This is a genomic window from Actinomyces bouchesdurhonensis (assembly GCF_963540955.1).
GTDB classification, from domain to species: Bacteria; Actinomycetota; Actinomycetes; order Actinomycetales; family Actinomycetaceae; genus Pauljensenia; species Pauljensenia bouchesdurhonensis.
In genome coordinates this window covers 1-22,647 of record NZ_CAUTSL010000038.1, presented here as the reverse complement: position 1 = coordinate 22,647, position 22,647 = coordinate 1, and the positions used below count along the sequence as shown (strand labels likewise).

General features: G+C 62.4%; 27 protein-coding genes and 1 tRNA gene. 14 read left to right on the top strand and 14 right to left on the bottom strand.

What is annotated here, in order from left to right; genetic code table 11:
- Positions 1 to 748 (bottom strand): thiamine pyrophosphate-binding protein (locus RYL44_RS07260; RefSeq protein ID WP_314975552.1); only part of this gene is annotated, 748 nt, incomplete at its 3' end.
- A gap of 142 nt (positions 749 to 890) precedes the next feature.
- Here RYL44_RS07260 and RYL44_RS07255 point away from each other — a divergent pair.
- Positions 891 to 967 (top strand) — tRNA-Ile (locus tag RYL44_RS07255).
- Here the strand turns inward: RYL44_RS07255 and RYL44_RS10235 are convergent.
- Positions 924 to 1,238: a helix-turn-helix domain-containing protein gene (locus tag RYL44_RS10235; RefSeq protein ID WP_390883812.1), complete on the bottom strand. Its 315-nt coding sequence runs from the start codon at positions 1,236 to 1,238 to the stop codon at positions 924 to 926. The two genes, RYL44_RS07255 and RYL44_RS10235, sit on opposite strands and share 44 nt — an antisense overlap.
- 105 nt (positions 1,239 to 1,343) lie before the next feature.
- Between RYL44_RS10235 and RYL44_RS10230 the strand changes: the two genes are divergently transcribed.
- Positions 1,344 to 1,607 (top strand): helix-turn-helix domain-containing protein, encoded by a 264-nt coding sequence (locus RYL44_RS10230; RefSeq protein WP_390883811.1) that lies wholly within the window; start codon positions 1,344 to 1,346, stop codon positions 1,605 to 1,607.
- A gap of 164 nt (positions 1,608 to 1,771) precedes the next feature.
- Here RYL44_RS10230 and RYL44_RS07250 read toward each other — a convergent pair whose 3' ends face one another.
- On the bottom strand, positions 1,772 to 1,987 hold the full coding sequence (locus tag RYL44_RS07250) for a hypothetical protein (protein ID WP_314975551.1): 216 nt from the start codon (positions 1,985 to 1,987) through the stop codon (positions 1,772 to 1,774).
- A gap of 128 nt (positions 1,988 to 2,115) precedes the next feature.
- Here RYL44_RS07250 and RYL44_RS07245 point away from each other — a divergent pair, with 128 nt between their 5' ends.
- Positions 2,116 to 3,501, top strand: coding sequence for a hypothetical protein (locus RYL44_RS07245; protein ID WP_314975550.1), 1,386 nt, complete (start codon positions 2,116 to 2,118; stop codon positions 3,499 to 3,501).
- A gap of 138 nt (positions 3,502 to 3,639) precedes the next feature.
- Positions 3,640 to 4,581 carry a hypothetical protein gene (locus RYL44_RS07240; RefSeq protein ID WP_314975549.1) on the top strand — a complete coding sequence of 314 codons (942 nt, stop codon included), beginning with the start codon at positions 3,640 to 3,642 and terminating at the stop codon, positions 4,579 to 4,581.
- 72 nt (positions 4,582 to 4,653) lie between these two features.
- On the opposite strand, the gene RYL44_RS07235 is transcribed toward RYL44_RS07240, so the two are convergent.
- Positions 4,654 to 4,971 carry a hypothetical protein gene (locus tag RYL44_RS07235; protein ID WP_314975548.1) on the bottom strand — a complete coding sequence of 106 codons (318 nt, stop codon included), beginning with the start codon at positions 4,969 to 4,971 and terminating at the stop codon, positions 4,654 to 4,656.
- Positions 4,972 to 5,165: 194 nt separating this feature from the next.
- Here RYL44_RS07235 and RYL44_RS07230 point away from each other — a divergent pair, with 194 nt between their 5' ends.
- Genes RYL44_RS07230 through RYL44_RS07195 form a run of 8 tightly spaced genes read left to right on the top strand, consistent with a single transcriptional unit; the run spans position 5,166 to position 13,525 of the window.
- Positions 5,166 to 5,705, top strand: coding sequence for a DUF6668 family protein (locus tag RYL44_RS07230; RefSeq protein ID WP_314975547.1), 540 nt, complete (start codon positions 5,166 to 5,168; stop codon positions 5,703 to 5,705).
- Entirely contained in the window at positions 5,705 to 6,010 is a 306-nt protein-coding gene (locus tag RYL44_RS07225) for a hypothetical protein (protein WP_314768935.1), read from the top strand. Before RYL44_RS07230 ends, RYL44_RS07225 begins: the two co-directional genes overlap by 1 nt.
- 12 nt (positions 6,011 to 6,022) lie before the next feature.
- Positions 6,023 to 6,844 (top strand): DUF8175 domain-containg protein, encoded by an 822-nt coding sequence (locus RYL44_RS07220; RefSeq protein WP_314975546.1) that lies wholly within the window; start codon positions 6,023 to 6,025, stop codon positions 6,842 to 6,844.
- Position 6,845: 1 nt separating this feature from the next.
- Complete coding sequence (locus RYL44_RS07215; RefSeq protein ID WP_314975545.1) at positions 6,846 to 8,057, top strand: hypothetical protein; 1,212 nt, start codon at positions 6,846 to 6,848, stop codon at positions 8,055 to 8,057.
- Entirely contained in the window at positions 8,054 to 9,538 is a 1,485-nt protein-coding gene (locus RYL44_RS07210) for an SCO6880 family protein (RefSeq protein ID WP_314975544.1), read from the top strand. The genes RYL44_RS07215 and RYL44_RS07210 overlap by 4 nt, the downstream gene beginning before the upstream one ends.
- Positions 9,535 to 10,965, top strand: coding sequence for an ATP/GTP-binding protein (locus tag RYL44_RS07205; protein ID WP_314975543.1), 1,431 nt, complete (start codon positions 9,535 to 9,537; stop codon positions 10,963 to 10,965). The genes RYL44_RS07210 and RYL44_RS07205 overlap by 4 nt, the downstream gene beginning before the upstream one ends.
- A 16-nt stretch (positions 10,966 to 10,981) precedes the next feature.
- Positions 10,982 to 12,625, top strand: a complete 1,644-nt coding sequence (locus RYL44_RS07200; protein WP_314975542.1) for a type IV secretory system conjugative DNA transfer family protein — start codon at positions 10,982 to 10,984, stop codon at positions 12,623 to 12,625.
- Between the two features lie 9 nt (positions 12,626 to 12,634).
- Positions 12,635 to 13,525, top strand: a complete 891-nt coding sequence (locus RYL44_RS07195) for a hypothetical protein (protein ID WP_314975541.1) — start codon at positions 12,635 to 12,637, stop codon at positions 13,523 to 13,525.
- Positions 13,526 to 13,584: 59 nt separating this feature from the next.
- Here RYL44_RS07195 and RYL44_RS07190 read toward each other — a convergent pair whose 3' ends face one another.
- The 4 genes from RYL44_RS07190 to RYL44_RS07175 all read right to left on the bottom strand — a co-directional run bounded on the left by RYL44_RS07190 (position 13,585) and on the right by RYL44_RS07175 (position 17,163).
- Positions 13,585 to 14,061: a DUF4913 domain-containing protein gene (locus RYL44_RS07190; RefSeq protein ID WP_314975540.1), complete on the bottom strand. Its 477-nt coding sequence runs from the start codon at positions 14,059 to 14,061 to the stop codon at positions 13,585 to 13,587.
- Positions 14,058 to 14,942: a hypothetical protein gene (locus tag RYL44_RS07185; RefSeq protein WP_314975539.1), complete on the bottom strand. Its 885-nt coding sequence runs from the start codon at positions 14,940 to 14,942 to the stop codon at positions 14,058 to 14,060. The genes RYL44_RS07190 and RYL44_RS07185 overlap by 4 nt, the downstream gene beginning before the upstream one ends.
- Positions 14,943 to 15,032: 90 nt before the next feature.
- Entirely contained in the window at positions 15,033 to 16,844 is a 1,812-nt protein-coding gene (locus RYL44_RS07180) for a relaxase/mobilization nuclease domain-containing protein (RefSeq protein WP_314975538.1), read from the bottom strand.
- Complete coding sequence (locus tag RYL44_RS07175) at positions 16,834 to 17,163, bottom strand: plasmid mobilization protein (RefSeq protein ID WP_314975537.1); 330 nt, start codon at positions 17,161 to 17,163, stop codon at positions 16,834 to 16,836. Before RYL44_RS07175 ends, RYL44_RS07180 begins: the two co-directional genes overlap by 11 nt.
- A 693-nt stretch (positions 17,164 to 17,856) precedes the next feature.
- Between RYL44_RS07175 and RYL44_RS07170 the strand changes: the two genes are divergently transcribed.
- Positions 17,857 to 18,063: a hypothetical protein gene (locus tag RYL44_RS07170; protein WP_314975536.1), complete on the top strand. Its 207-nt coding sequence runs from the start codon at positions 17,857 to 17,859 to the stop codon at positions 18,061 to 18,063.
- A 31-nt stretch (positions 18,064 to 18,094) separates the two neighbouring features.
- The gene (locus tag RYL44_RS07165) at positions 18,095 to 18,487 is read left to right on the top strand and encodes a hypothetical protein (protein ID WP_314975535.1); all 393 of its coding nucleotides are present in this window, start codon (positions 18,095 to 18,097) and stop codon (positions 18,485 to 18,487) included.
- Between the two features lie 59 nt (positions 18,488 to 18,546).
- Here the strand turns inward: RYL44_RS07165 and RYL44_RS07160 are convergent, their stop codons facing one another.
- From RYL44_RS07160 to RYL44_RS07135, 6 genes are all read right to left on the bottom strand, one after another.
- Positions 18,547 to 19,122 carry a recombinase family protein gene (locus RYL44_RS07160; RefSeq protein WP_314975534.1) on the bottom strand — a complete coding sequence of 192 codons (576 nt, stop codon included), beginning with the start codon at positions 19,120 to 19,122 and terminating at the stop codon, positions 18,547 to 18,549.
- 38 nt (positions 19,123 to 19,160) lie between these two features.
- Positions 19,161 to 20,066, bottom strand: a complete 906-nt coding sequence (locus RYL44_RS07155; protein ID WP_314975533.1) for a Fic/DOC family protein — start codon at positions 20,064 to 20,066, stop codon at positions 19,161 to 19,163.
- Positions 20,059 to 20,268, bottom strand: coding sequence for a hypothetical protein (locus RYL44_RS07150; protein WP_016460344.1), 210 nt, complete (start codon positions 20,266 to 20,268; stop codon positions 20,059 to 20,061). The genes RYL44_RS07155 and RYL44_RS07150 overlap by 8 nt, the downstream gene beginning before the upstream one ends.
- 179 nt (positions 20,269 to 20,447) lie before the next feature.
- Positions 20,448 to 20,651: a hypothetical protein gene (locus tag RYL44_RS07145; RefSeq protein ID WP_314975532.1), complete on the bottom strand. Its 204-nt coding sequence runs from the start codon at positions 20,649 to 20,651 to the stop codon at positions 20,448 to 20,450.
- Between the two features lie 454 nt (positions 20,652 to 21,105).
- Positions 21,106 to 22,110: a C40 family peptidase gene (locus RYL44_RS07140; protein ID WP_314975531.1), complete on the bottom strand. Its 1,005-nt coding sequence runs from the start codon at positions 22,108 to 22,110 to the stop codon at positions 21,106 to 21,108.
- Positions 22,107 to 22,448: a glutaredoxin family protein gene (locus RYL44_RS07135; RefSeq protein WP_314975530.1), complete on the bottom strand. Its 342-nt coding sequence runs from the start codon at positions 22,446 to 22,448 to the stop codon at positions 22,107 to 22,109. The genes RYL44_RS07140 and RYL44_RS07135 overlap by 4 nt, the downstream gene beginning before the upstream one ends.
- Between the last annotated feature and the right edge of the window lie 199 nt (positions 22,449 to 22,647).

Genomic DNA, 22,647 nt, shown 5'->3' with positions numbered 1-22,647 from the left:
CGTCGAAGGGGTTGTCGTACTGGATGAAGTGCTTGCCGCGCAGCGAGTGGCCGATTGGTGCCTTGAGCGCGTCGGCCAGGGCGATGACCTCGTCGTGGGCGCCCTCAACGCCCGCGCCGGCGAAAATCGCGACCTTGTCCGCCTTGTTGAGGAGCGCCGCGGCCTCGTCGATGTCCGCCGGGTTCGGGGTCAGCGTCGCCGGGCGCACGGGCGCATAGGTGGGAACGTGCTCGACGGCCTTGAGGTCGGTGATGTCTCCGGGCAGCGTGATGACCGCGACGCCTCCCAGGCCGACCGCGTGGCGGATCGCGGAGTTCACGGTGCGCGGGGACTGGGCCGCGGAGGAGATGAGCTCGTTGTAGACCGAGCACTCCTCGAAGACGCGATCCGGGTGCGTCTCCTGGAAGTAGGTGGAACCAATCTGGACGCTCGGGATGTGCGAGGCAATGGCCAGGACGGGTGCGCCCGTGCGGTTCGCGTCGTACAGGCCGTTGATGAGGTGCAGGTTGCCCGGGCCGCACGAACCCGCGCACACGGCGAGCTTGCCCGTAAGCTGAGCCTCAGCCGAAGCCGCGAACGCCGCCGCCTCCTCGTGGCGCACGTGGATCCAGTCGATGCCGCCCTTCGCCGAGCCGCCGGTCTTGCGCACGGCATCCACGATCGGGTTGAGCGAATCGCCGACGATGCCGTAGATCCGGTGGACTCCCGCGTCGACGAGCTGAGCCACGATCTGTTCCGCGACGTTCATGCCATCTCCTTACAATAGCTGGCTGTGACCTTGTTAAATCACCGTAGGCATGACTAAGGTCCTATGTCGCTGTAGCGTGACCGACAGATCAAGGAGAGGGCGCCGGTGGAAGAGTGCCGCCTTCCTCCGCTAAGATAGCCACGCCCCAATAGCTCAGTCGGTCAGAGCAGCGGACTCATAATCCGTGGGTCGTCGGTTCAAGCCCGACTTGGGGCACCAATGCATCAGCATCTCGCCGCCTGGCAGGTTTGAAAGGCGCCGGGATCCAGCCGCCGTTCCCGTCGGGGGTGGGCATGAGGTCGGCGGGCTCGATGCCAAAGAACATGGCTGTGCGCAGCACTTCGTCAGCTGACCATGAGACATTGCCTCGCAGTTTCCGGCTCACCGACGATTTTGTCAGCCTGAGAGGTGCTGCGAGTTCCTGAGCCTGCATTCCGCGCGCGAAGATCTGCTGGTTGACGGCCAGGCCAATTGCTCTATCCGCGCTCATTGTTCCAAGTTCTTGGGCTGTCATATCTGCAACTGTATCGATTTGGTGCAACTAGTGCAACTGCATCCATTGACAGCAACTGGGCTGTGGTAGATCATTACATTCATGAAGTCGCGCCCAATGCAACCAGATGAGTTGCTTAAAACCGGTGAAGTTGCTCAGCGTTACAGTGTGGCCGCTAGTACGGTGCGCCGTTGGGTTGCCGCGGGAAGGCTCCCGGCGACCCAACTGCCTTCTGGGCAGCTGCGTTTCTCAGCTCGAGCTGTCGAGGCGGCAATGCGTGAACTAAACGCAGAGTCTACGGGGGAGCCTAGGAGTCGGTCATTGTTGGATGTTCCGCTGCCTGGTTTGGGTAGGGGGGTGAGGTAGTCGTGGAACGCAGCGACCGGGCGCCGACCTGGAGGCAGGTGGCACTGCCTCCAGGCCATCGTAAAAGATGCCGTGCGTGCCCGGCCCGTTCGGTGGGCGGGGCACTGGGCGTGGGTCAGGTTCGCGATGTCCCAGTGCTTACTGCGCCGACGTGGCCGCGGCGGTCAGGCCGTGACGATAGTTCCGTGGATGAACCACAGGTCGTACACGGTTTTGTCGACGGTTTCGAGGGTGAGGTGCCCGTGGCCGGTTTGGGCAATCTTCGTCAGCTCCCGTGCGGCCCGATCGAACTCCTCCTGTGTGACGTTGTAGTCGGTTCCATCGATGGTGAAAGTCCTGTCGCCCTCCGGCTCAACGAACCATTCGCGGGTGGTATCCATGCCGATGACCTCCTTCTGGTTGTTCTTCATCTTGTTTGCAGGCGGCTGGCGCCGCCCCGGTACCACCGTAAACCCGCCCGCGCGCGTCTGAGTGGAGCGTGCGTGGGTCCTCGTGGAGGGGAGCAGTGATGGGCGAGTACTTCGTCGTGCGGCGTGGGGCGACTGCGTTGCGTAATGAGGTCGTTTTTGATGAGCGGATCTCGTATGCGGCGCTGGGGATCCTGGCGCGCGCGTTGGCGTCTCCGGAGGGCGCGAACTTGGGGTATCGGGCGTTCGTTGGCCGGGGGCTGGGGGAGAAGGCCGTGCGGGCGGCGATGCGGGAGTTGGAGGCAGTGGGCTACCGGTTCCGTTTCACGTTACGCAAGTCGTCGGGGCGGGTGCGTACGCTCACGATCTTCTCTGACGAGCCGATGACCCCGCAGCAAGCGCGCGTGGTGGCCCTCGAACAGTCGCAGGGGGATTACCTGTTGGAGGGGGCGGCGTCCCCGGATCCGGAGCTTGCTGATGAGGGGGAGCGTTTGCGCAGGTCGCACCGTGCGGCAACAGGTGCCGCACGGTCTGACGGGCGCGCCTCCCACCGTGCGGCAACAGGTGCCGCACGGTGCGACCAGGGAAAACAGGGTAAAACCGCAGGTCGCACCGTGCAGCGCTCCACCGCAGCACGGTCGAGCGCGGCACTATCCCTACGGGATACCAAGTCTTCTAAAGAAGACCTAACCCAACCCCACCCCCACCCGCCCCAGAGGTCGACCAGTCTGACCTCGCCGGGTGAGGGGCAGGGTTCGGTTGGGTCGGGGAACGGCTGTGCCGATGAGGCGGTTGTCGAGGGGGAGGCTGCGTCGCCGGTGACGACAGCGGCACCCCAAGCGGCCTGTAAAGCCACTCAGAAGCCCCCTAGGAGCGCGAAAGGCCCTGCGGCTATGCCTGGGGGTGATCGGGGTGCTGAAAGCGCCTCAGAGGCTGATCTGGCGATTTTGGCGGCGTGCGTACCTGAGTCGCTGCGTGTGATGGACGCGCGGGGTCTCGGTCTTGTGGTTGGTTTGCTGCGTGAGCGGCTGGATGCCGGCTGGACGTCGGGGGAGATCAAGCGGTTGCTGGATTCGCCGTTGCCTGATCGCGTTGCTCGGATGTCGGGTCTTGTGGCTTCGCGGCTTCGCCGTCTGGTGGCTGTGGGGGAGTCTCCTCGGGCTCAGGCTGCGGCTGCCTCGCGTGAGCGTGAGCGCCTGGCAAGTCAGCGCGCCGCTGTGGTGGATGCGCGGGAAGCGCAGACAGTCCCGTCGGTGGTGCACATGAGCATTCATGATCTTGTGACGCGGCTGGCCACGGGGTTGTCGCCCGCTCGGTGCGCGAGGGTGGAGCTAGCTGTTCGTCAGGCTCTCGCGGATGCCTGGCATCGGGAGAACCCCCACGGTGGGAAGCCGTCACCGTCGGCGCTGCTGGAGGTGCTCGCAGCTTCGGGGGAGCAGATCGCGCGTCGTGTGATTGCTGAACACGTGGATGGGGAGGTGGCCTGAGAGATGGTGGATGTGGTTTTGTCTTGGCCTGCGTGGGCGCGGGCTCAGCGAGGTTTGGGGGTTTCAGCCCGCGCGTGTTTGCGTGAGCTGGCTTCCTTGGCGGATGATCGGGGGGCCGCGATCGTGGAGATCAGCTGGTTGGCTGAGACGACAGACCGGTCTCGCCGGACGGTGTGGCGTGGTCTAGCGGAGCTCGAGGATCGTGCGCTGATTGTGCGTGAGGGGCGCCGAGAGGCGGGGCATCGCGCGCCGTCACGATTCCAGCTGGTCCGTGATCCCGCGGGTGCCGTGGAGCGGACCCGTGATCGGATGCAGAGCCTGGGTGTCGTCGTTGATGTCTTCACTGGAGGCGCGGTTGACCCGGATGATAATGAGGGGCTGCGCGCGGTCCTTGTTGAGGCCTGTCAGGCGGGCTGGGTTGGGCAGGGGGCGAGCCGGTTAGCTGTGACGTTACTGGAGCATGGCCCCAAGCAATTTGGGCGTCTCGCGGTTCGCCAGGCGCGGTTCGAGGGGGAGTCGGTGTCGGATGCTTTGGTTGATGTCTTGACGTTGGCGTGGTTGGAGGCGCGTGCGTCCGCCGCGTCGATGATTCGTGCCCGCCGCCCGTGGGCAGTGTGGTCGCGGGCCGTGGAGTGCGCAGTTGCGGAGGAGTCGTTGGCGAGCTTGGAGGACCGGGGCGCTGTGACCACTACGGGGGTTGTGCCCGAAGGGGGTTCGCCCTTCGCTGGTGGGGCTGGGGAGCTGTATGTGGGGATTGATGAGCTGACGGGGCCTTTTGTGCGCGTGATTGACGCGTTGCGTGAGGCGGGTATGCCGTCGACGCTCGCGTGGGCGGGCAGTGTGCGTGTCGCGCAGATCGCGGCTCATGTCTCGGTCGGGAATGCTCATACGATGGCCGCGCGCGACGCCACGCTTGCATCTCTGGGGGTGAGTCCTACAGCTGCCCGCGCGTGGATGACGCTCCTGGTTGGGTCGCGACGTGGGACGGTGTTGAACGCTCTTGATGCTGATCAGCAATCGCTGGCTGAACAGGCCGCTGTCGTCGCAGCCGCGTGGCGCAAGACGTTGCTTATTGCGTAGATCACATGGGTGTGGTTGAGGTGCCTGACAAAAGTGTCAGATAGCTCCACTTTTGTTGGATTTTCGGGGTTTTTATGGTTGGTCAGGAAATGTGTGGCCGTCGATTTGCTGAATGTCTTTGATGATGTCGTCAATGAGTTCTTGGTCGTCGATGGTGGCGTCGTCTTCGACCCATTCGCTTTTGACGGTGATCTCGAGGCGCTGGAAGACACGCATGCGTGACATGTCGATGCCTTGGCGCATCGCTTTGTCGATGGCTTGTGCGATCGCGTAGGCGCGGTCGGTTGAGGGCCAGCCTGCGGTGTTGAGCTGGCCGCCGGCGCCGGGAGGGCGGCCGTCGAAGGTGACGGCCCAGTATTGGAGGCGTTCGGGCTGGGAGTCGTGGTTCATGAGGGGTGCTCCTAGAGGTGTCAAACGGTCTGTCATTAATGATGCCATCTTGGCTGGTTGTCGGCGTGCACGTCGGTGTGCGTGTACGTGCTGACGGATAGGGCGTAGAGAGAGGAGCGCACATGCCGTCTTGTCCGCATCTAGATCAGGCCTCACCTGCACAAGAATCGTGGCAGGCCCCTCAAGGCTCGCCTGTGCCGATTCCGCCCCCGGCAGTTGTGGCCGCTGCGCGCCCGTGGGCCCCGGGTGTCGATGGGCTTACCGTTCGGCGCCACATCCGGCGCTCCACCGTCGACGGCGCGCCCCTCCTGTGGATGGTGGGGGCTCACGGCGGCGCAGGAGCCTCGACGTGGGCGCATCTGCTTGGTGCCGGTGATGCTGGTGTTGCGTGGCCGCAGCACGTCAATCCATCGCGAGCGCTGAGCATCGTTGTCTGTTGTCGCTCAACTGCGGCGGGGCTGCGTGCCGCGCAGGACGTGGCTATCGAGTGGGCGTCGGGAGCGTTACCTGGGCAGCTTGTCGGCCTCGTTGTGGGGGCGGATGCCCCTGGGCGTCTCCCTCGTGAGCTTCGTGAGCAACTCCAGATCACGTCGGGAGCATTCCCCCGCTACACATTCGTTCCGTGGCAGGCGCAGTGGCGCTTCGCCAGGGAGAGCGATGTGAATGCCGATCATTCGCGTCGTATTAACAAGATCGCCGTCACCGTGGCGGCGTGGACTGAAAGGACACTCTGATGATTATGACGCGACTGGCCACGCTACTTGGGACTGATACTAATACTAATCCGCCTGTGGTTCCCACCCCCTCACCGAAGTCCATTCCTGGACTGACGGTTAAGATTAATGACCTTTTGGGTAACGCGATGTGGCTTGGCATTATTTGTGGGCTACTCGGGCTAATTATGGTCGGTGCCATGATTGCCCTTCACAACAAGAGAGGACCTGGTGACGGTGGCGAAGCGGCCGAGAGGGTTGGTTGGGTCATTGCCGGTGTACTCATCGTTGTATCGGCACCAATCATCATTCAGCAGTTTGTTTAAAGGAGCGATGTGATGAGCGAGAGCGATGAGGAAAGGGAACGGAGTCCATTCGCGTCCCCTTGGGTGATTGCCTCCGGTCTGGTTGTCATTGTCGTTGTGGCGATGGGTATTGGGCTGGGAATGGGGTTGGCAATGCGCGGCTCCAGTGAGCAGCCGTCGAATCAGTCAGGCCTGCCGACCGGCAGGCCAACGGTGATCACGCCGTCACCGAGTGCGTCGCCATCGCTCATGCCCTCCCCGACCCCCACGGAGGGGGTGCTCGGAATGGACTACATTTCGCAGCCGTGTTACGTCGACGAGGTCAATATGTTGCCGCTGGGTCAAACGCCTCGAGCGACCCATGTGAGCACTGTCCAGGGAGGTCGGTCGGTCGAGGTTGCAACTAAGGCGGGTCCCTTCGCTGCTATGGATCGCACAAATCTGTCGTACTGCTACTCACATACGGTGGAGGGCGCTATTACCTCTGGTGCGAACTTTCTCCTGCATTCAACTTGGGATACCGAACGGCGTGACTCGATCGCGATGGACCTTGCAGATAATTCAGATGGCACACTCGCCGGTAAGGTTTTTGACTCGAGTCGCTCTCATTCCGGTGTCTACGCCATGCAGCAAGCCCATATCACGGGCTACTACTACGAAATCCGTGATGAGAACAATGTGCTTGTTGTCTATACCTTTACTCTCGGAGATGAGCCGAAAACGCTCACCATGCCACTGCGCATGACGTGGGTGAAAGACTGGAAAGTCGTCTACCCTGAAACCTCTGACGCCTGGGGAATCGGTGAACTCACGGATGAAGCGAAGACACGGGTCACCCCGTGGAGCGTGAACTAGCGTGGGTGCTCTCGAAAGCCTTGTTAACGAGGCGACAACGTCGTTGGGAGAGATCATCCTCAACCTGGGAACATGGTGGGTGAAAGCGCCTGTTCCGTCGCTCTTTATCACGTCTTCGCCAGCGTATAAGTTGCAGGATTACCTGCGATTTCTCCTGGCTGCCGTGATGATTGCGTCCCTCATATTCGCTGGAATCAAAGTCATTATCGATGGTCGTGGCGAATCACTGCGCCAAGTTGCGCAATCTCTTGTCACAGTCGTGGTTGTGTCGGGTGCTGGGCTTACGTTGGCATCAACTCTCATCAGTATCTTTGATGGTACAGCCATCTGGCTCTTGAATACGGTGACGGAAGAAAGTGCCGAAACTTTCGGTAAGCAAATCATTCCGGTTCTATGGGAGAGTGAACAAATTCCCGGTGGCACGGTTCCTGTTGTCTTGCTTGCGTTGGCGGGGATCCTCGCCAACGTTGTCCAGATGGCGATGATCTGGATTCGGTCGGTGCTGCTTATGGTGATCATGGGGTTGGCGCCCATTATTGCTTCAACGATTGGCACGTCCTGGGGGCGTGCGTGGGCGGGGAAAGTCCTGGGTTTCTTCTCAGGGCTTGTCCTCTACAAGTTAGCAGTGTCGATCATTTATGCGACAACAATCCTTTTCCTGACGTCGGAGAGTGGCCTGGAGGGGTTTGTTTCTTTTCTGGTCGGTGTCATGCTCATGGTTTTCGCGGCCGTGTGTCCGTTTGCGCTCGTGGGGCTGCTCATGCCCACGGGAGCGATGATTGCTTCCTCAATGGGCGGGGTCGGCGGCGCTGCAGCTGGAGCAGCGACGGTCGCCTCGGGCGCGGTCGACGTGATGCATAGGGGGCATGTATCGGCAGATGCGCCACCGGCGCCGTCACCTCATGACGGTGGACCAGGAGGAGCAGGGTCTCCGTCAGGCGCTACTGCTGCACCCGACGCGGGAGCGGTGGGCTCGAATGCGGGCGCCGGTGCAGCCAGTGGGGCGGCTGCCGGGGCGGCCGAAGGTGGGGCCGCTGCAGGCGGTGCGGCTGCCGGGGCGGCCGAAGGTGGTGCCGCTGCAGGCGGTGCGGCTGCTGGAGCGGCTACTGGCGGCGCGGCTCTCATCGTGCAGGCCGTCGCAGAAGGCGCCTCGCAGGCACAACAAGGCATCAGCGACATGGTCGAAACCAGTGCGGAAGGAACAGAAGAATGAGCACGAGCGGTGCAACAGAGACAAAGATCCGTACGTATGGGAACTGGCGTCACCCACGCCTGGCGGGCCTGGGCAAACTGAGCTTCGTCCAGACGATGGCGCTACTTGCACTGCTCATCGTGTCAATCCTCGTCTACGGATCGCTTGGGCTCGCGCACGCAGCGGCACTGCTGCTGTCGGGGCTGTTGGTCCTCGGGGCGATGGAAATCAGAGACGCCCATGGCGTGAGCATCTGGGAAAGAGGGATGGAGCGTGTGTCGTTTGCTCGGCGCCGTCGATCTCGACGTACCGTGTACAGGTCCGGGCCGATCGGCGTTGTCCCGGGTGGGCGCGCGCGCCTTCCTGGCCTGCTCTCGGGATCGCGCATCAGCGAGCACGTTGATTCGTACGATCGCCCGTTTGCCCTCATCCACCACGGCAACGCTCACGTGAGTGTCATCATGGGGGTCTCACCCTCTGGTATTGCCCTGGTTGATCAGGAACGCATCGACCAACAGGTCGCACACTGGGGTGCCTGGCTTGCCGACCTGGGAAGCGAAATCGGTATCGCTCAGGCCAGTGTCTGTGTGGAGACGGTGCCCGATACGGGTGGGTCTCTCGAACGGCAGGTGAATGCTCGCCTCGATGCAAATGCTCCGGCGATCGCGCTGAGCGTGGTGCGCGAGGCTGTCTCGCAGTATCGCGCGGGGGCGGCGCAGCTGCGCTGCACAGTGACGCTCACCTTCGATACGAAGCGCATGAGCGTGAAGAAGCGGTCAACCGACCAGGTTGCCCGTGAGATCGGGACACGCCTGCCCTACTTGACGCACTCGCTGGCGGCGGCCGGGACGGGACCTGCCCACCTCCTCACAGCCGCCGACGTGACTCGCTTGGTGCGGGTTGCATACGACCCGGCATCCGAACCGCTCTTCGAAGAAGCAACAGCCGCTGGACAGGAGGTCGAATCGGACTGGGAGGACGCTGGCCCCGTCGGTGCCCGTGTCTCCTTTGACTCGTTCCGTCATGATTCGGGCCTGTCGCGCACCTGGGTGTTGACTAAGGCGCCGACGGGAGTCGTGCAGTCGGGTGTCTTGTCGAAGATGACCTCGATCTCGCGGGATGTTGAGCGCAAGCGCGTGACCCTGCTGCTGCGGCCCATTGATGCTGCGATGACGGGTGACATCGTTGAGCGCGATATGACGACGGCCGCGGCGGCGGCTGGCATGTCGAAGAAAGTTACGGCGCGCGCCGCGCGCGAGGTAGCAATCGCGAGAAAGAACGCGCAGGAGGAAGCCAGCGGTGCGGGTCTTGTGGACTTCACAGTCCTGGTGACAGCGACTGTGACGGGGGATGACCTCGACGATACAGCTGCGGCCATCACGTCGCTTGCGTCCGCATCGAAGTTGCGCATGCGGCCTGCCTACGGCGCGCAAGACTCGGCGTTTGCACTTGCCCTTCCCCTGGGCGTTGTCCCCTCGTGGCAAAAGGTGTGGTCGATATGAGCATGAACATAACGATCGCGGATCTCAACCGTCCTGGCGCTGGTGGCGTCACGCCGCTTCCCCGTATTCACGATTTTCGCGGGACGAGCGTCCAGGTGTGTGGCCTGTATCCGTTTGTTGCGGGTGGGACCCCGCCACCTGTTGGCGTTCCCCTTGGGCGGGCGACGGACGGGACTGGCGCGGTGTGCGCCGACCCTATCAGCTGGTTTCAAAAGGGACTCATTTCTGCTCCGTCGGCCATGGTCCTAGGTCTGAATGGGCTGGGAAAATCCTCGTTGATCAGGAGAATGGTTCTCGGTGGCGAGGCATTCGGTATCCATTCCATGGTCGTCGGGGACGTCAAAGGCGAATACGCCGACGTCATCGACGCGCTCGGCGGGCAGATCATTTCCATCGGACATGGAAAGACTGGGCTGAACCCATTGGACGGCGGTAATGCCGACGAAGCTGCGGAGATGCTGCGGGCAGCCGGGCACGTCCGCGAGGCACAGGAAGTGACGGAAGCGGCTCACGAGCGAAAAAAACAGCTCGTGTGCTCGCTGATTCAGATCATTCGACGGCAGGCGCCGAGCGATCGTGAGGAGACGATTGTTGATGCCGCTATCCGTGTCCTCGAGGAGACATATGTGGGCACGCCGACTCTCGCCGATGTTCTGCGGGTCGTCCAAGAGGGGCCTGAGCCGCTCCATGCGGCCGCCCTCGATAAAGGAAAACCTGGAGAGTATGAGCGGCTGACCAATGACCTCGAGGCCTCACTCCAGGCGCTGCTCATGGGCCGCTTCGGCTCACTCTTCGCAGCGAAGAAAACCGTATCCATGCGGATGGATGCGTCCGTCGTTTTTGACGTGTCCTCGCTCATGTACGCCGACGAGGACCTGCAAGCAGCAGTCCTTCTATCGTGTTGGTCTTACGGTTTTGCCACCGTTGAAGTCACTCAGGTTCTCGCCGACACGGGCCTGATTGCCCGGCAGCGCTATCAGCTCATCATGGATGAACTCTGGCGCATTCTACGGTCCTCGCCTGGCATGGTCGAGCGCGTCGATTCACTCACCCGCCTCAACCGCACGGTGGGTGTCGGCCAGATCATGATCACTCACTCCGTGGCAGACTTCCAGGCCTTACCGTCTGTGTCTGATCGACAGAAAGCACAAGGCTTTATCGAGCGATCGAAAATGTTGTTCATTGGAGGTGTTCCCCCCAAAGAGGTCCGCGAGCTCAGATCTGTCATGGCGTTCTCACGCCGTGAGGAATCCTTGGTGTCCTCATGGAACGCCCCCGGTGAATATGACCCGATTACAGGGGGAAGCGCTGCTCCCATCGGCCGTGGGAAGTTCCTTCTTAAAACGTCGGACGCCCCGGCGTACCCATTCCAGGTTGACTTCACGCCGGTGGAATACGAACTTTCCAACACGAACAAGAGGTGGTGACACCATGTGGGATTCCATGAGTGATAGCGGCCGAGGCATCTGGCTCCTTCTCATCACGCTCGGGGTCGGTGGCGCATGCCTGTATGGTGCACGCGCCCTGTACACCTGGTGGACAGGGATTGAACTACCCTCGAATCTTCTGGAACTGACAGGCGGGATTATTCGCGGTCAGCAGCCGATCGCAGTGGCCGTTCTCGCTCTCCTCATTCTCTTGACCGGCTTCGCTGGCCTGGTTGCTGTCACCCGGTGGCGCCACCGAGGCTCGCGTCGGCGTAAGCGCGGAGATCAAGTTGCTCGCAAGGCTGCTGCACGGCGTGAGGTTGCTGTCCTGGGGGAACGTGCGGTGGCATCGCAGGCATCCCGGCTGGGTGTCGTGGCCGATTCTCCAGGTTTGCCGATCGGGCGCATGGTGCGAGGAAATGCGTGGTTGTTTTCGTCTTGGGAGTTCGTGTGTCTGATGATTGCAGGCCCGAGGACGGGTAAGACCACGGCGTGGCTGGTCCCGAGGATTCTCGTAGCGCCCGGCGCAGTCCTCGCGACCTCGAACAAACGTGACATCGTTGATATTACTCGAGAACAGCGCTCTCAGAGCGGGAAAACCTGGGTTTTTGACCCGCAGGGGATTACGGGTGAAGACCAATCGTGGTGGTGGAACATCCTAGCGGGGGTGAAGACCCCCGTTGACGCCATTTCGCTGGCGGAAGTCTTCATCGATTCTCAGCGCGATCCAGGTGCCACCAAGGATGCGTACTTCGATGGGGCATCGAAAGACCTGGTCGCTGCGCTTGTATTGGCAGCCGCCCTCGGTGACCGAGACATTCGCACGGTGCACGAGTGGCTGACACGGCCCCTCGATGATGAGCCGGTGCGGCTCCTTGAGCGCGCCGGGCAGATGATGACCGCACAGTCACTGCGCGGGATGATGAATCTTCCAGCAGAAACCCGAGGCGGCGTATATGGCGGCGCCTCCCAAACGATGAACTTCATCCTCAACGACGCGGCCCTGCGCTGGGTCCTACCACCGACAGCGAAGGACGACGAGAACGACATAATGGAGTTTCACCCCACCGACTTTGTGGCATCAACCGATACGCTGTATTGCCTGTCTCAGGAGGGCCGTGGCAGTGCATCCCCGATCGTGACGGCACTGACCGTCGCGGTCATCGAGGCAGCCCTCGAGCACGCAAAAACCCAGCCCAGTGGCAGGCTCGCTCTCCCGCTCTTTGTCGCCCTCGATGAGGCCGCGAACGTCTGCCGGTGGCGCGAACTGCCCGATTTGTACTCCCACTTCGGGTCTCGGGGTATCGTCGTCGACACGCTCCTACAGTCCTGGAGCCAGGGCGCTAGCGTCTGGGGCGATCCTGGCATGAACAAACTCTGGAGCGCCGCAAACGTCAAGGCGTACGGTGGCGGCGTCTCAGAGGACAAATTCCTACAGTCTCTGTCGACCCTGATTGGCATGGAGTATGTCGATCAGGTACAGACGTCCTCAAGTCGGCAGGGGACCTCGAGGAGCGTGTCTGTAGGAGCGGCACAACGTCCGATTGCCCCGGTGTCGGAACTTATGGCCATGCCCCCCAACCGCGCGTGGGTGTTTGCATCAGGGGCGCCCGCCGTCTACGTGCGCACCGTGCCCTACTGGGAAACCAAGAAACGATAGGAGAAACCCATGAGTGCCGACCAGATCGAGCAACACCTATCCAGGCAAGCAGCGCAACTGATGCGCGCCGCGATCATGATTGCTCGTGCGCTCGCCGCGCGTGAGGCGGCCGCTCGCCGCGCGGCCGCGCGCGCCTCCCTCGAGCACGCACGCGCCCTGCGCACAGTCACCGAACAGCAGCGGCGTCTCGCAGCACCGATCTATCGTGCGGCACGCCGCGACGGCTGGTGGGATGACCCCACGATCAGCGCCACAGAAAAAGCTCGAACAGTCGGCTTAGCCGAGCGTTTCGCCCACGTCGACGAGGATGCGCGCGCCGTCGCCCTCGAGGCTCGGCAACGCCTCGAGCGCCAGGCGCAAGCTCGCGCACAAGAGCAAGAGCGCGCCCGCATGGCCGCGCGAAACCCCGAGACCTTCCGCGACAGCGGCAAGGAAGCCTTCGTTGACATGACGCTCGTGTCTGTGGCAGAGCTGGCCGCTGCCGCGCCCCTCGTCGACGGGGAAAAACACGAGAAATCCCTCGAGGAAATCCTCGAGGAAATTCGTATGTCGGACTCGTTAGCCGCGCCTAAGCCCGCGCCTGACCGCGGGGACATCTATACGGCGACACAGATGCTCGCCACCGCGCCGGATACCCCAGTGTCTGTCCAAGCGCTGGATTCGCCTGAGCTGACCGCCAACACCGCTACCGCGATAGCATGGGATACCCCGCAGGCACGTCAAGCCTGGGCGCAGCATCTGCTCGACGTCGGCATCGACGCCGAGGGGGTGCACGCGTTCACAGTCGCATCGCAGGCGCAGCCTGCGCCAGCACAGGACATGCTGGCGACGTCGGTGAGTGTGCCGGCCGGCCGAGTGCCGGCCGCGCCCCTCGAGGACGTGCACACACTGCACCGCTAGAGTGAACGCGTGTGGGTGGGGTAGCCAATATGGCTACCCCACCCACATGTCTGCGTCCCTTATCGGCGCTCGTCGACGAGCCCGGGCGGTGGTGGCGTCGTCGGTAGCACGCGCCCGGGATGGGGCGCCGAGTCGTCTTTGTGTTCGCCCTTGCGGTGTCGCTCATCGGGCTGGCACCCCTTGAACGGCCCGTTCTCGGCCATGAGGCGATCCATGATCGGGTACAGGTACTGCACGGACCAGGTGGCCATCGCCGTGAGCTCACCCGACGCTCGCAGCCCTTCCCATGAGTGCCACAGGGCAGTCAGGTAGAAGACCGCCTCGGGGTGTCTCCACCACTCGGAGCACCAGTTGAGGCCGGTGCCCAGAGGGCGATCGTAGATCTGCGTCAGGAACTCGTCGACGAACGCGTGAACACTCGAGTAGTACAGCTTCGGTTCGTCCCTCGAGGGATCGGCGGGCGCCACGTCCTCGAGGTCGCCGGGCGGCTCGACGTCAATCGGAGGGACATCCGCATACTGGTCATGCCCATTCACAGTGATCGCCCTTCAGCTTCGTGAATCGCAGACGATGGGACCCATCGCATGGGTGTTGTCGGCACGGCCTGCTTTCCGATACGTGGAGCAATCTTCCCGAGCATCTCAGGGGGAATAGACGAACGCTGAGTAGCTCGAGCAGCTGCCTCAGTGGTTGGTTGTGCTCTGTTGGCCGCCTTGATAGCTTGGGCAAGGGTGGGAACTCCCGGCGCATGCATGGCGTCGTAGTGAATCTCGTCCAGGTCGTCAGAGAGAACGGTAAGAAACGCCGTAAGACTCTCACGCCGTATTCCCATCATGTGGGGGAGACGGGAGAAACCGGGACTGGCGATGAGCTTGTCGAGTTCATCGAGTGCATGATGTCCGGGGAGGCGCGCCCACCCACCCCCAGCGATGCCAGAGGTGTGAAGGTCGATCATGGGGTCGCCGCCGAGATCGGTGAGACTGAGCGTGAGGTCTTCGGTGTTGATGTCGACGACGGGAGCTTGTGCGAGCGCCCACGTAGTGAGGGCGGGGTTGTCCTCGGCTAACTCGTTGATCCGCGCCATGATGTGCGCGTGCGCAGCGTCCTGGCGAATACGATCTGCATCGTCACTTTCCCAGGCAACAGCCTGGCGAACATACTCTCGACAAGCTACCTCCCCGGCCACGGTGATCGCCTGTTCGTCATCAGTTGTCGTGGGATCGTATACGGTTGCTTCGAGGAGACGGCCGGTTTCGCTCGTTTTGATGACGGTTGGCCGGTTGAACGTCCAGTAGTCGTAAAAAATCGTCGAATCCTCGTCCTGGACCGGAGTCGAATCAACGACATTTGGATGCCGCGCCCCCGGGTGCAGTCCGAGGCGCGCAAGCTCATTGCGGCCGACGTCGATCGCGTTCATACGAGTCCCTCCAATTTTGCGGCACGAAGGCACCCGTGTTGGGCACCTCTCACCACTCATCGTGGGCGCGTACACGCACAGCAGAGGGGCTTACCTGGTTGGGCCGGTGTCCTTGTGTTGTTGTGCCTGCTGGGCGGCCTCGGCTGCGAGGCGCTGGGCCTCATTCGTGCTTATTGCTGCGGGCTTGAACGTGCGCGGCTGGCCGCCCAGAACGTCACGCGGAATACCCGATCGCGCACCGCGAGGCCGAGAAGACACGAGCGGCATGCCGGCCGCGTCTAATACGGCGCGGACACGGTGAAGAGCATCATCAGCCGACGTGTTGGCGAGGGCCTGGGCGTCGCGGACGATCGCGCTGTCTTCCCTGGGTGCCGGCGGCGGGGGAAGAGGCGGTACGGCCTCGCGCTGTGCGGGCGCGGAGGTGTGCTCTAGACGCTCATAGGCAGACGTGAGAGCATCGACGTCGACGCGCGGGTACGTGTTCACTCGATCAAAAACAGCTTGCGCGTCGCGCTCAATTGCTGCGGCGGTTGCCGCCTGGCCTGCAGCCTCATGAAGATCCGCGATCGCCTGTACGAGATCGACGGTCGCGTGTGCGAGGGCGACGGCCGCCATGCGGGGGCTTGACGTGGCGGCGATCGACAGCGCGAGGTCTGAGGCCATGCGTGCACCCACGTCGACCAATCGTTTGTCGGCGGGCCGATCTTTGAGCTGCGCGCACCTGCCCACCTGGATGGCCGCGCGCTCGAGCATGTCCCGTCCGCCCGACGTGCGTGCCGTGATCGCCTGGGCGTGCAGGAGTCCGGCGATGTCGGCTGCAGCGTTTGCGAGTCCCACGTGGTCGGTGGGCGAGAGGCGATCGAGGTGCGTGCGGAAGTGCTCGAGGGCGCGAATGCGGTCCTCCCACAGCGGCCCATCGTAGGGCGCCTTCTTCGGGTAGTGGCCCTTCCACGCTTCGACGGCCTCGAGGGCGCTCGTTGGAGTGTCCTGCCAGCGTGTGCGCAGCTGTGTGAGAGTGAGGTCGCGGGCGATCCTGCCGCCGCCCCACCAGCGTGTCTGCTGGCTGCCTTCTTCGGTGCGTAGCGCGGCGGAATATCCGACCACGACGTCGGTGCGCCCGCTCGCGAACCGGGGGTGCAGACGCACACCGAGGCGACGAGCTCGACGCACGAAATCAGCTTCACTCGCTGCCGCGGTTGCAGCCGCTCGCAAACGTTCCTCAAGGACCGCGCGGTCCGTGCGCGACGCGCCCGCGCGCTTCGCGGCGTTTTGCGCGGCCGCGCTGTCGCACCTCGAGCCGCGACCGTGCTCGCGTGACTCCACCACCAGGAGTCCGTATCGGTGCTCGAGCGTGTTGCATGCCTTCTGAGCTCGCCGCTGGTCGTACCACGGGCTCCACTTCGTTCCATCCTCGCGCACGATGGTGGCCGCGATGTGGATGTGGTCGCCGCCGTTTTTCGCGCTCCCATGATGGATAGCAACCCACCGGCATGGCGCTTTTCCATCGGCACCAGTGAAGCCCATCTCGTCCATGAAGTCTGAGGCGATGTGCCCCCAGACCTCATCACCAAGGGCAGCTTCTTCTGGCGATAGGGAGAGCGAGCAGTGCCAGACATGGTTGGCCTCGATCTCGCCATTCCACTCCACCTGCCCGGTGGCCGGGTTAAAGCGGCGCGCCTTGCCTGTAGGGAAGGTGCCTGTCTCGTGCATATACGCGTCCAACCGTGTCGCGATCTCGCTGGCCTGCGAGACGCTGATCGTCTCCCAGTCACCCCACTTGCGCACGATGTCGCGCGAGCCCGCGATCACGTGAGGATTCGTGTGTTCATTGGCGCGCCCTGGTCCCACCAGGTAGCGCATGAGCCCACCGGTGTCGCCGCCGGTAACGATGTTAGGGATCACGCCGAACCCCATCGAGGCGGCCGTTAATGTCTTCGATCGTGTCGGCCACGCTCGACACGACTGACGCAAAATCATCGGGCACCTCGTGCACCGTGTTCGCATGGTGCGCAATCTGATTCAGGTTCGTCATCGCGCCCTCAAGCTGGCGTCGGTATCCGCGCAGAAGCTCAACAAGCTCGGCGTTAGACTGATCGGCACTTTCATCAATGGTGACAGGATGCAGCGCTCCATCGACAAGATAACGCGAAATGGACACACCTCGGATCTTCGCGCCCTCTTCGATGAGAGCCCGCTCTGAGCTGGTCACGTTGACGCTCATGCGTTCGCGCGTTATTCCTCGCACCGAACGCCTGGAAGACCTGCGAGCTCCACGAGCGCGCAACGCATCGGCACAAGCCGTTGCATCCTTGCTCATGATCTCGCCTCCACAACCGTATTCATTGCCCAGCGCAGCGATCCTTCGGACCACATCTCTAGTGTGCCATGCGACGTCTAGATTGTCGCGAAAAAGCTCAATAATGCATGCATTATTGTACAGCTTGCTACGCGAATCTCAGGTAGTGGGATACAGCGAAGACCGCGCATGATGGCGCACGGACACGGCCTTGACGTTCGCACCCGAAAACTCAGCCCAGTTTCTTCGTTCCGGGCGGACCGCGAATGCGGTTCGTCCGGGCCCTCGACGCTCACGCTCCGCGCTCTTTCTGACCGATCTTTGCGTGCCTTCCGCGCGGCTTCGTGGGCTTTGCTGGCGCATTTGTTGTCCTCGCATCGCGCAAGTGAACAAACGAAACGCTGGGAGATAACGGCGCCCCTATGTGCTCGTGTTGTTTTGGTTTGGTTGGGGTGGGGCCGTGCCCCCAAGGGAGGGGGCACGACTGCCGCTCCACGCTGCTCATCCGTTCCGCCTGCGGGAGTGCCCTTGCGTCCTTGTACTCCTTGTGCGCGCACGCCGACACGGTACTAGTGCCAGGCGCCACACCCGGTGGTGCCACGAATCGAAGGGACGCACATGGATCCTCTACACAAGCTGCTCAAGAAAGACGAAGACCGGGAAGCAGCGGTTCGTGCACTCGGCGAAGCCGTAGCGACCTATCGGAGCGCATTCAAGGCAGCCACCTCAAACGGCTGGTCGAAAGCGGACCTGACTCGTGCAGGATTCCCCGACCCTGGCCGCCTACCCAAAGCATCTCTCCGAAGCTCCGACACCGAAGCCTGACGACTCACTCAACCCCTGAAAGGACACATCAATGAACAGCGTCATTCTCTTCCACATCGCGTGCGGCATCGTCATCGCCCTCACCGGATACTCGATCACCACGCTGCCAGTGATGCACTCTGATGACAGTTTGGAATCTGCGGCGCAACGGCGTCTTCCCACCATGATCTACCAGGTCGTCGGGATCGGTATCTTCCTCGCAGTAGCTGCAGCGATCTACGCCGGCGCAACCTACCTCGCCGCCCACAACCCCGGCGACAGCGCATACAGGTCACTCACAAGCGTCACCGGCGCCCTACTCATCATCGTCGGCTGCATACGCATCATGACCACACGAGGACCGCGCCGGATAATCGGAACAAACACACTCACCCTCATCGTTCTCGGTTTCGCCCTCCTCATCAGCGGCTCAACCCTCCCATAACAACACGGTGGGGTGGTAGCCCACTGGGCTACCACCCCACCACCCAAGTGGATGCACCACTAGGATCCATCACGATGCTTGGCGAGTGCTCGAGTCACCGTCGACCGATGCACCCCCAAAGCGGCCGCAATCTGCTTGTGCGTCATTCCCGCCTGAAACATCGCTTCAGCAGCCTCCAAGCGGTCCCCAGCCACCCGCGGACGGCGCCCACCAACACGCCCCTCAGCTCGCGCATGGGCCAGTCCCCTGCGTGTATTCTCCCGAATCGTCGACACCCGTAGTTGTGCCAACACGGCCATGATCCCAATGATCGCTTCCCCCATCGGCGTGGACGCGTCGACGTCCAGGAACGGCTCGGTTAGCGACCGGAGCCGCACCCCACGCTTGCCCAGATCGCGGATCACGTCGATCGCTATTCTCTCCGAACCTGCCAACCGATCCAGTGCACGGACAACAAGCACATCACCCTCACGCAGATAGTCCAAGCACGCATCCCACGCGGGACGGTGCTCGAGCCGAGAACTCACGCCGTGGTCGACGAACACCCGCTGCGCGCCGGCCGCCCGCAGCTCTGCTTCCTGCGCGTCCGTGGCCTGCTCACGCGTCGATACGCGCGCATACCCAACGATCGCCACGCCGACCTCCTGAGACCCCAACCTGAATACCGCACACCCTAACGTGTGTACCCGTCATACTGCGTCGGCGTATACGGCCGTGCCGACAGCTCATCCGTGCGCTGAACATGCGCGCGACCGGGTGGTATCACCCCCGTCGGAAACGCGGCAGACGTAACGGCATGAGCCCTACGTGCCTCGACGGGCACAATCGGTCGGCGCTGCTTCTCTGCCTCGGTGAGGGGACGAACTGCGTAGGACAGCACCTCTGCCATAGGACCGGCATCGTGGCGGTCCTGGTAGTAGAAACGCGCAGCTACCAGCCCGTCGCGTAGCGGGTTGGTCACTCCCGCGAGGATCTGCGCCTGGGACACAGGAGCGAAAGCATCGGCATCCAAGAAATAACCTGCATGATGAGCGAGCTCTGAGAAGAACGCAAATTGGCTGCGTGTGTTGCCCTCGCGAAACGAATGAACCTGGTTGAGGGCGGCCCATCGTTGCGCGAGCGCGTCGACGAAATCATCGACGTCCAGGCCGCGCAGGTAGTCGGCATGACGAATTGCGTCGTATTCGCGCTCGGCCGCTCGCCTCAGCTCAGGACCGGCACGGTAGTACTCGTGTGCAACGGAGCGATCAGCCGGATCGTAATCAGGGAATCCGGACACGTCGGGTCCATACTTGACCAACGGACCAAGCATTGGGGTCGTACGCTCAACGCCCGCCCACTCGTAAACGTCCTGGAAGATATGGCGGTGAATGGCCTTCATGTGGTCGTAATCAAACAACCCCAGGATCGGATTATCTTGGAGCTCGATAAGGCGCAAGCTCGCCCAGTGTTCCTCCAACGCTCGCAACGCGCGTTCCGAATCAACCCCGTATGGCAACTCGCCGCCGCCGGTGAACTTGTTGCGCAGTACCTGAGTACCCGGGATGAAATACTCATCCCAGCTCGGATCCTCACTCATGGGAATACCCGAACTTCTCGTACAGGTACCTTTCTCCCGCACTACCTGCTTCTTCGACCGTGAGCTCGCCCGTGGCCGTCTTCCACTGAAGGTCACGAAGATGAGCGTCAGTAACAACGTGCCCAGCAAGATTGAGCGCAGCGTCAGCGAAAGCGATCGACGCTCGTGCTTCCTCATCGGTACGGATCTGATCGTTAGCCATAACGTTCTCCCTTGATTGATCGGCAACGCCGCCGTGAGCCTCCATTGTATGCCGGGGTGCATAAACGGTCAACCATCATCGTTTTGCACCATCGGATTTGCACCTGGTTTCTGCACCCGATTTCTGGCGACTTTCGGTTCACGTTAGGGCTGGTGTGTGGCGGGTGCGCTATCGGCCGTTTACGCACCTGCCACCACGCCAAGATTCACGGCCGTCAAGAACGCCCACACGCACACAAACGCCGCTACTGAGGAGACCACGAAAGCGGCGATCGCGGCGCCGATATGAAAGCCGACGGACGGATTCATGCGCCTGACGCAGGTGACATACAGGGTGTGGATGATGCAGTTCCACCACAGAGTCCCCAGAAACAGGAACGGCATGATTAGTGACTTGGGGTCACCACGGTCGACTGCGCTCCCATAGAGCCGCACAACGGCAACAGTAACGACCGTGAGAAACGCCAGGCTCGGTAGGGCCCACAAGCGCCACCACTTCCAGCGCCACCGATCCCTCGTCGGCACGGGCGTAGGACCAGGCGCACGCCACGGATTAAGTGGAGTGCATGAGTGTGGGTAAACGATCGGTTCGAGGTAGCTCAGATCCGTCTGTGAGGGTGGTGGCGCTGCAACGGCTGTCCGCTCAGGCGCGTGTGCGCGGCCCCGTTCCTCATCGAGGGCCATGATCACCGCCCACTCCTCGTCAATCGACAAGGCGCGAGGTGCCACTGGGTCACCGCTCTCCTGCGCGGACCAGGGCGGGCTCGATTTGCGGTGAGACTCGTCGTTGATGCTCATACCGTGATCATCCCCCATCGCGTGCACATTTGCGTCCATCTCACGCTGCCCGGCGAGTCGGCCACCACGTCATACCCTGCCAATACGGTGTGTCGAGGCGCGTCTCTTCGACGACGCCTCCCACGTCGGGTGCATGCACCATGATCGGGTGCCCGGCCGCGTCTGTGCCGGCATAGACACCGATGTGATCAACGTAGCCTCCCGGCGTGTGTGAGAATCCGATCATATCGCCAACGACAAGCTGATCGCGGGCGATTGGTGCCGCGTCAGAGTTCTTGGTGATCTGATCGGCTGTGCGCACCGATGCCGGGAAAGGGTGACCAAGCTCAGCGTAAGACAGCACGATGAGGCCCGAGCAGTCCACGCCAGCGCTTGTTTCCCCGCCCCACACGTAGGGAGTACCCAGGTGAGTGCGGGCCTGCGCAAGGAGCGTTCCGTCACCCGAGGGCTCCGAGGTCACTGTCTCGACAAAACTAGCCTGCGCCTCACGAATACTCTTTACGTATCCTTGTGTCTCCTTAAACGGTGGAATCCCGCCCCAGGACCTCACCGCGCCCGGCCCCGCGTTATATGCCGCGAGAGTCAGGTCGACGCGGTCCCCTGAGACGAGGCCGGAGGCAAGCCAGGAGTCAATGTTCTGAGCGAGTTCGCACATGTACAGGCCTTGCGAATAGATCGAATCAGACCCGTTGGTGATGTCAGCTCGCCCATCTCCATCCCCATCGCGTCCATGGGTGGCCCACGTGGCCGACATGAACTGAGAGATCCCCCGAGCCCCGGCTGGGCTCGTAATCTCAGGGTCCCACGTGTGTGCGGACTCATGGTCAGCCTGCGCTGCGATCAGCGACGGCGAGACGATGTCGCACGCGTGGCCCGCGCGCCACACCGCATCCTGGTATTCCTCGGGCACGCCCGACACCCGTCCACTCCCACCTTGAGCGTTCCCAGCTGGCGTATTCGACTCATTGAGCATCGCAAGAGGCATCAGAGCTGCTCCGGGAAGCACAAAGAGAGCGACGACAAAGACACCCAGCCCCTTCTTCACAGTGCCCTGCCTCGATGAGCCTGCGCCTCGGCCACCGGAGCAGACACATGGACCTGAGTTCCTCGAGCAGTCAGGTGCGTCGGCGTAGCGGCATCGACGATCGCGCGAATCCGATCGGGGCGAAAACCCGCGCTCCTCGAGGTGCCATCGTCAAGGATTGGAGCCTGCAGCAGTCCTTCGCTGCGCATCTGCTCAACGAGATCCGGGCGCCGGCTTAAGTCAACAACCTCGTAAGTGAGACCAGCTCGATCCAATGCCTGGCGCGTGAGACGACACGACGGGCAATTCGGCGTCGTGTAGATCGTAAGCGTCGGGGTATCCGGGGTAGGGTTCATCATGTTTCCTCCTTCGTCCCTCCCCGTAACACCGTGAACGCACGCGCCCCCCTTCCGCGTGGCCACGCCAATGTGGCATACTAAAGGGGAGCCGAACAGCGTCACCTGTCCGACTCCCCGGGTATCCGGGCTGGTCTCAGCGCCCGATGAGAGCGCTGAGCAGGAATGCAATCGCCCAGATCAGCTGCGGCAGTGTCGTTAC

Excerpts from the sequence above, each read along its gene's own strand:
- RYL44_RS10235 (WP_390883812.1), bottom strand. The coding sequence starts at position 1,238 with ATGAGCGCGGATAGAGCAATTGGCCTGGCCGTCAACCAGCAGATCTTC.
- RYL44_RS10230 (WP_390883811.1), top strand. The coding sequence starts at position 1,344 with ATGAAGTCGCGCCCAATGCAACCAGATGAGTTGCTTAAAACCGGTGAA.
- RYL44_RS07250 (WP_314975551.1), bottom strand. The coding sequence starts at position 1,987 with ATGGATACCACCCGCGAATGGTTCGTTGAGCCGGAGGGCGACAGGACT.
- RYL44_RS07245 (WP_314975550.1), top strand. The coding sequence starts at position 2,116 with ATGGGCGAGTACTTCGTCGTGCGGCGTGGGGCGACTGCGTTGCGTAAT.
- RYL44_RS07235 (WP_314975548.1), bottom strand. The coding sequence starts at position 4,971 with ATGAACCACGACTCCCAGCCCGAACGCCTCCAATACTGGGCCGTCACC.
- RYL44_RS07225 (WP_314768935.1), top strand. The coding sequence starts at position 5,705 with ATGATTATGACGCGACTGGCCACGCTACTTGGGACTGATACTAATACT.
- RYL44_RS07220 (WP_314975546.1), top strand. The coding sequence starts at position 6,023 with ATGAGCGAGAGCGATGAGGAAAGGGAACGGAGTCCATTCGCGTCCCCT.
- RYL44_RS07210 (WP_314975544.1), top strand. The coding sequence starts at position 8,054 with ATGAGCACGAGCGGTGCAACAGAGACAAAGATCCGTACGTATGGGAAC.
- RYL44_RS07205 (WP_314975543.1), top strand. The coding sequence starts at position 9,535 with ATGAGCATGAACATAACGATCGCGGATCTCAACCGTCCTGGCGCTGGT.
- RYL44_RS07200 (WP_314975542.1), top strand. The coding sequence starts at position 10,982 with ATGAGTGATAGCGGCCGAGGCATCTGGCTCCTTCTCATCACGCTCGGG.
- RYL44_RS07195 (WP_314975541.1), top strand. The coding sequence starts at position 12,635 with ATGAGTGCCGACCAGATCGAGCAACACCTATCCAGGCAAGCAGCGCAA.
- RYL44_RS07185 (WP_314975539.1), bottom strand. The coding sequence starts at position 14,942 with ATGAACGCGATCGACGTCGGCCGCAATGAGCTTGCGCGCCTCGGACTG.
- RYL44_RS07175 (WP_314975537.1), bottom strand. The coding sequence starts at position 17,163 with ATGAGCGTCAACGTGACCAGCTCAGAGCGGGCTCTCATCGAAGAGGGC.
- RYL44_RS07170 (WP_314975536.1), top strand. The coding sequence starts at position 17,857 with ATGGATCCTCTACACAAGCTGCTCAAGAAAGACGAAGACCGGGAAGCA.
- RYL44_RS07165 (WP_314975535.1), top strand. The coding sequence starts at position 18,095 with ATGAACAGCGTCATTCTCTTCCACATCGCGTGCGGCATCGTCATCGCC.
- RYL44_RS07155 (WP_314975533.1), bottom strand. The coding sequence starts at position 20,066 with ATGAGTGAGGATCCGAGCTGGGATGAGTATTTCATCCCGGGTACTCAG.
- RYL44_RS07150 (WP_016460344.1), bottom strand. The coding sequence starts at position 20,268 with ATGGCTAACGATCAGATCCGTACCGATGAGGAAGCACGAGCGTCGATC.
- RYL44_RS07145 (WP_314975532.1), bottom strand. The coding sequence starts at position 20,651 with ATGCCGTTCCTGTTTCTGGGGACTCTGTGGTGGAACTGCATCATCCAC.
- RYL44_RS07135 (WP_314975530.1), bottom strand. The coding sequence starts at position 22,448 with ATGATGAACCCTACCCCGGATACCCCGACGCTTACGATCTACACGACG.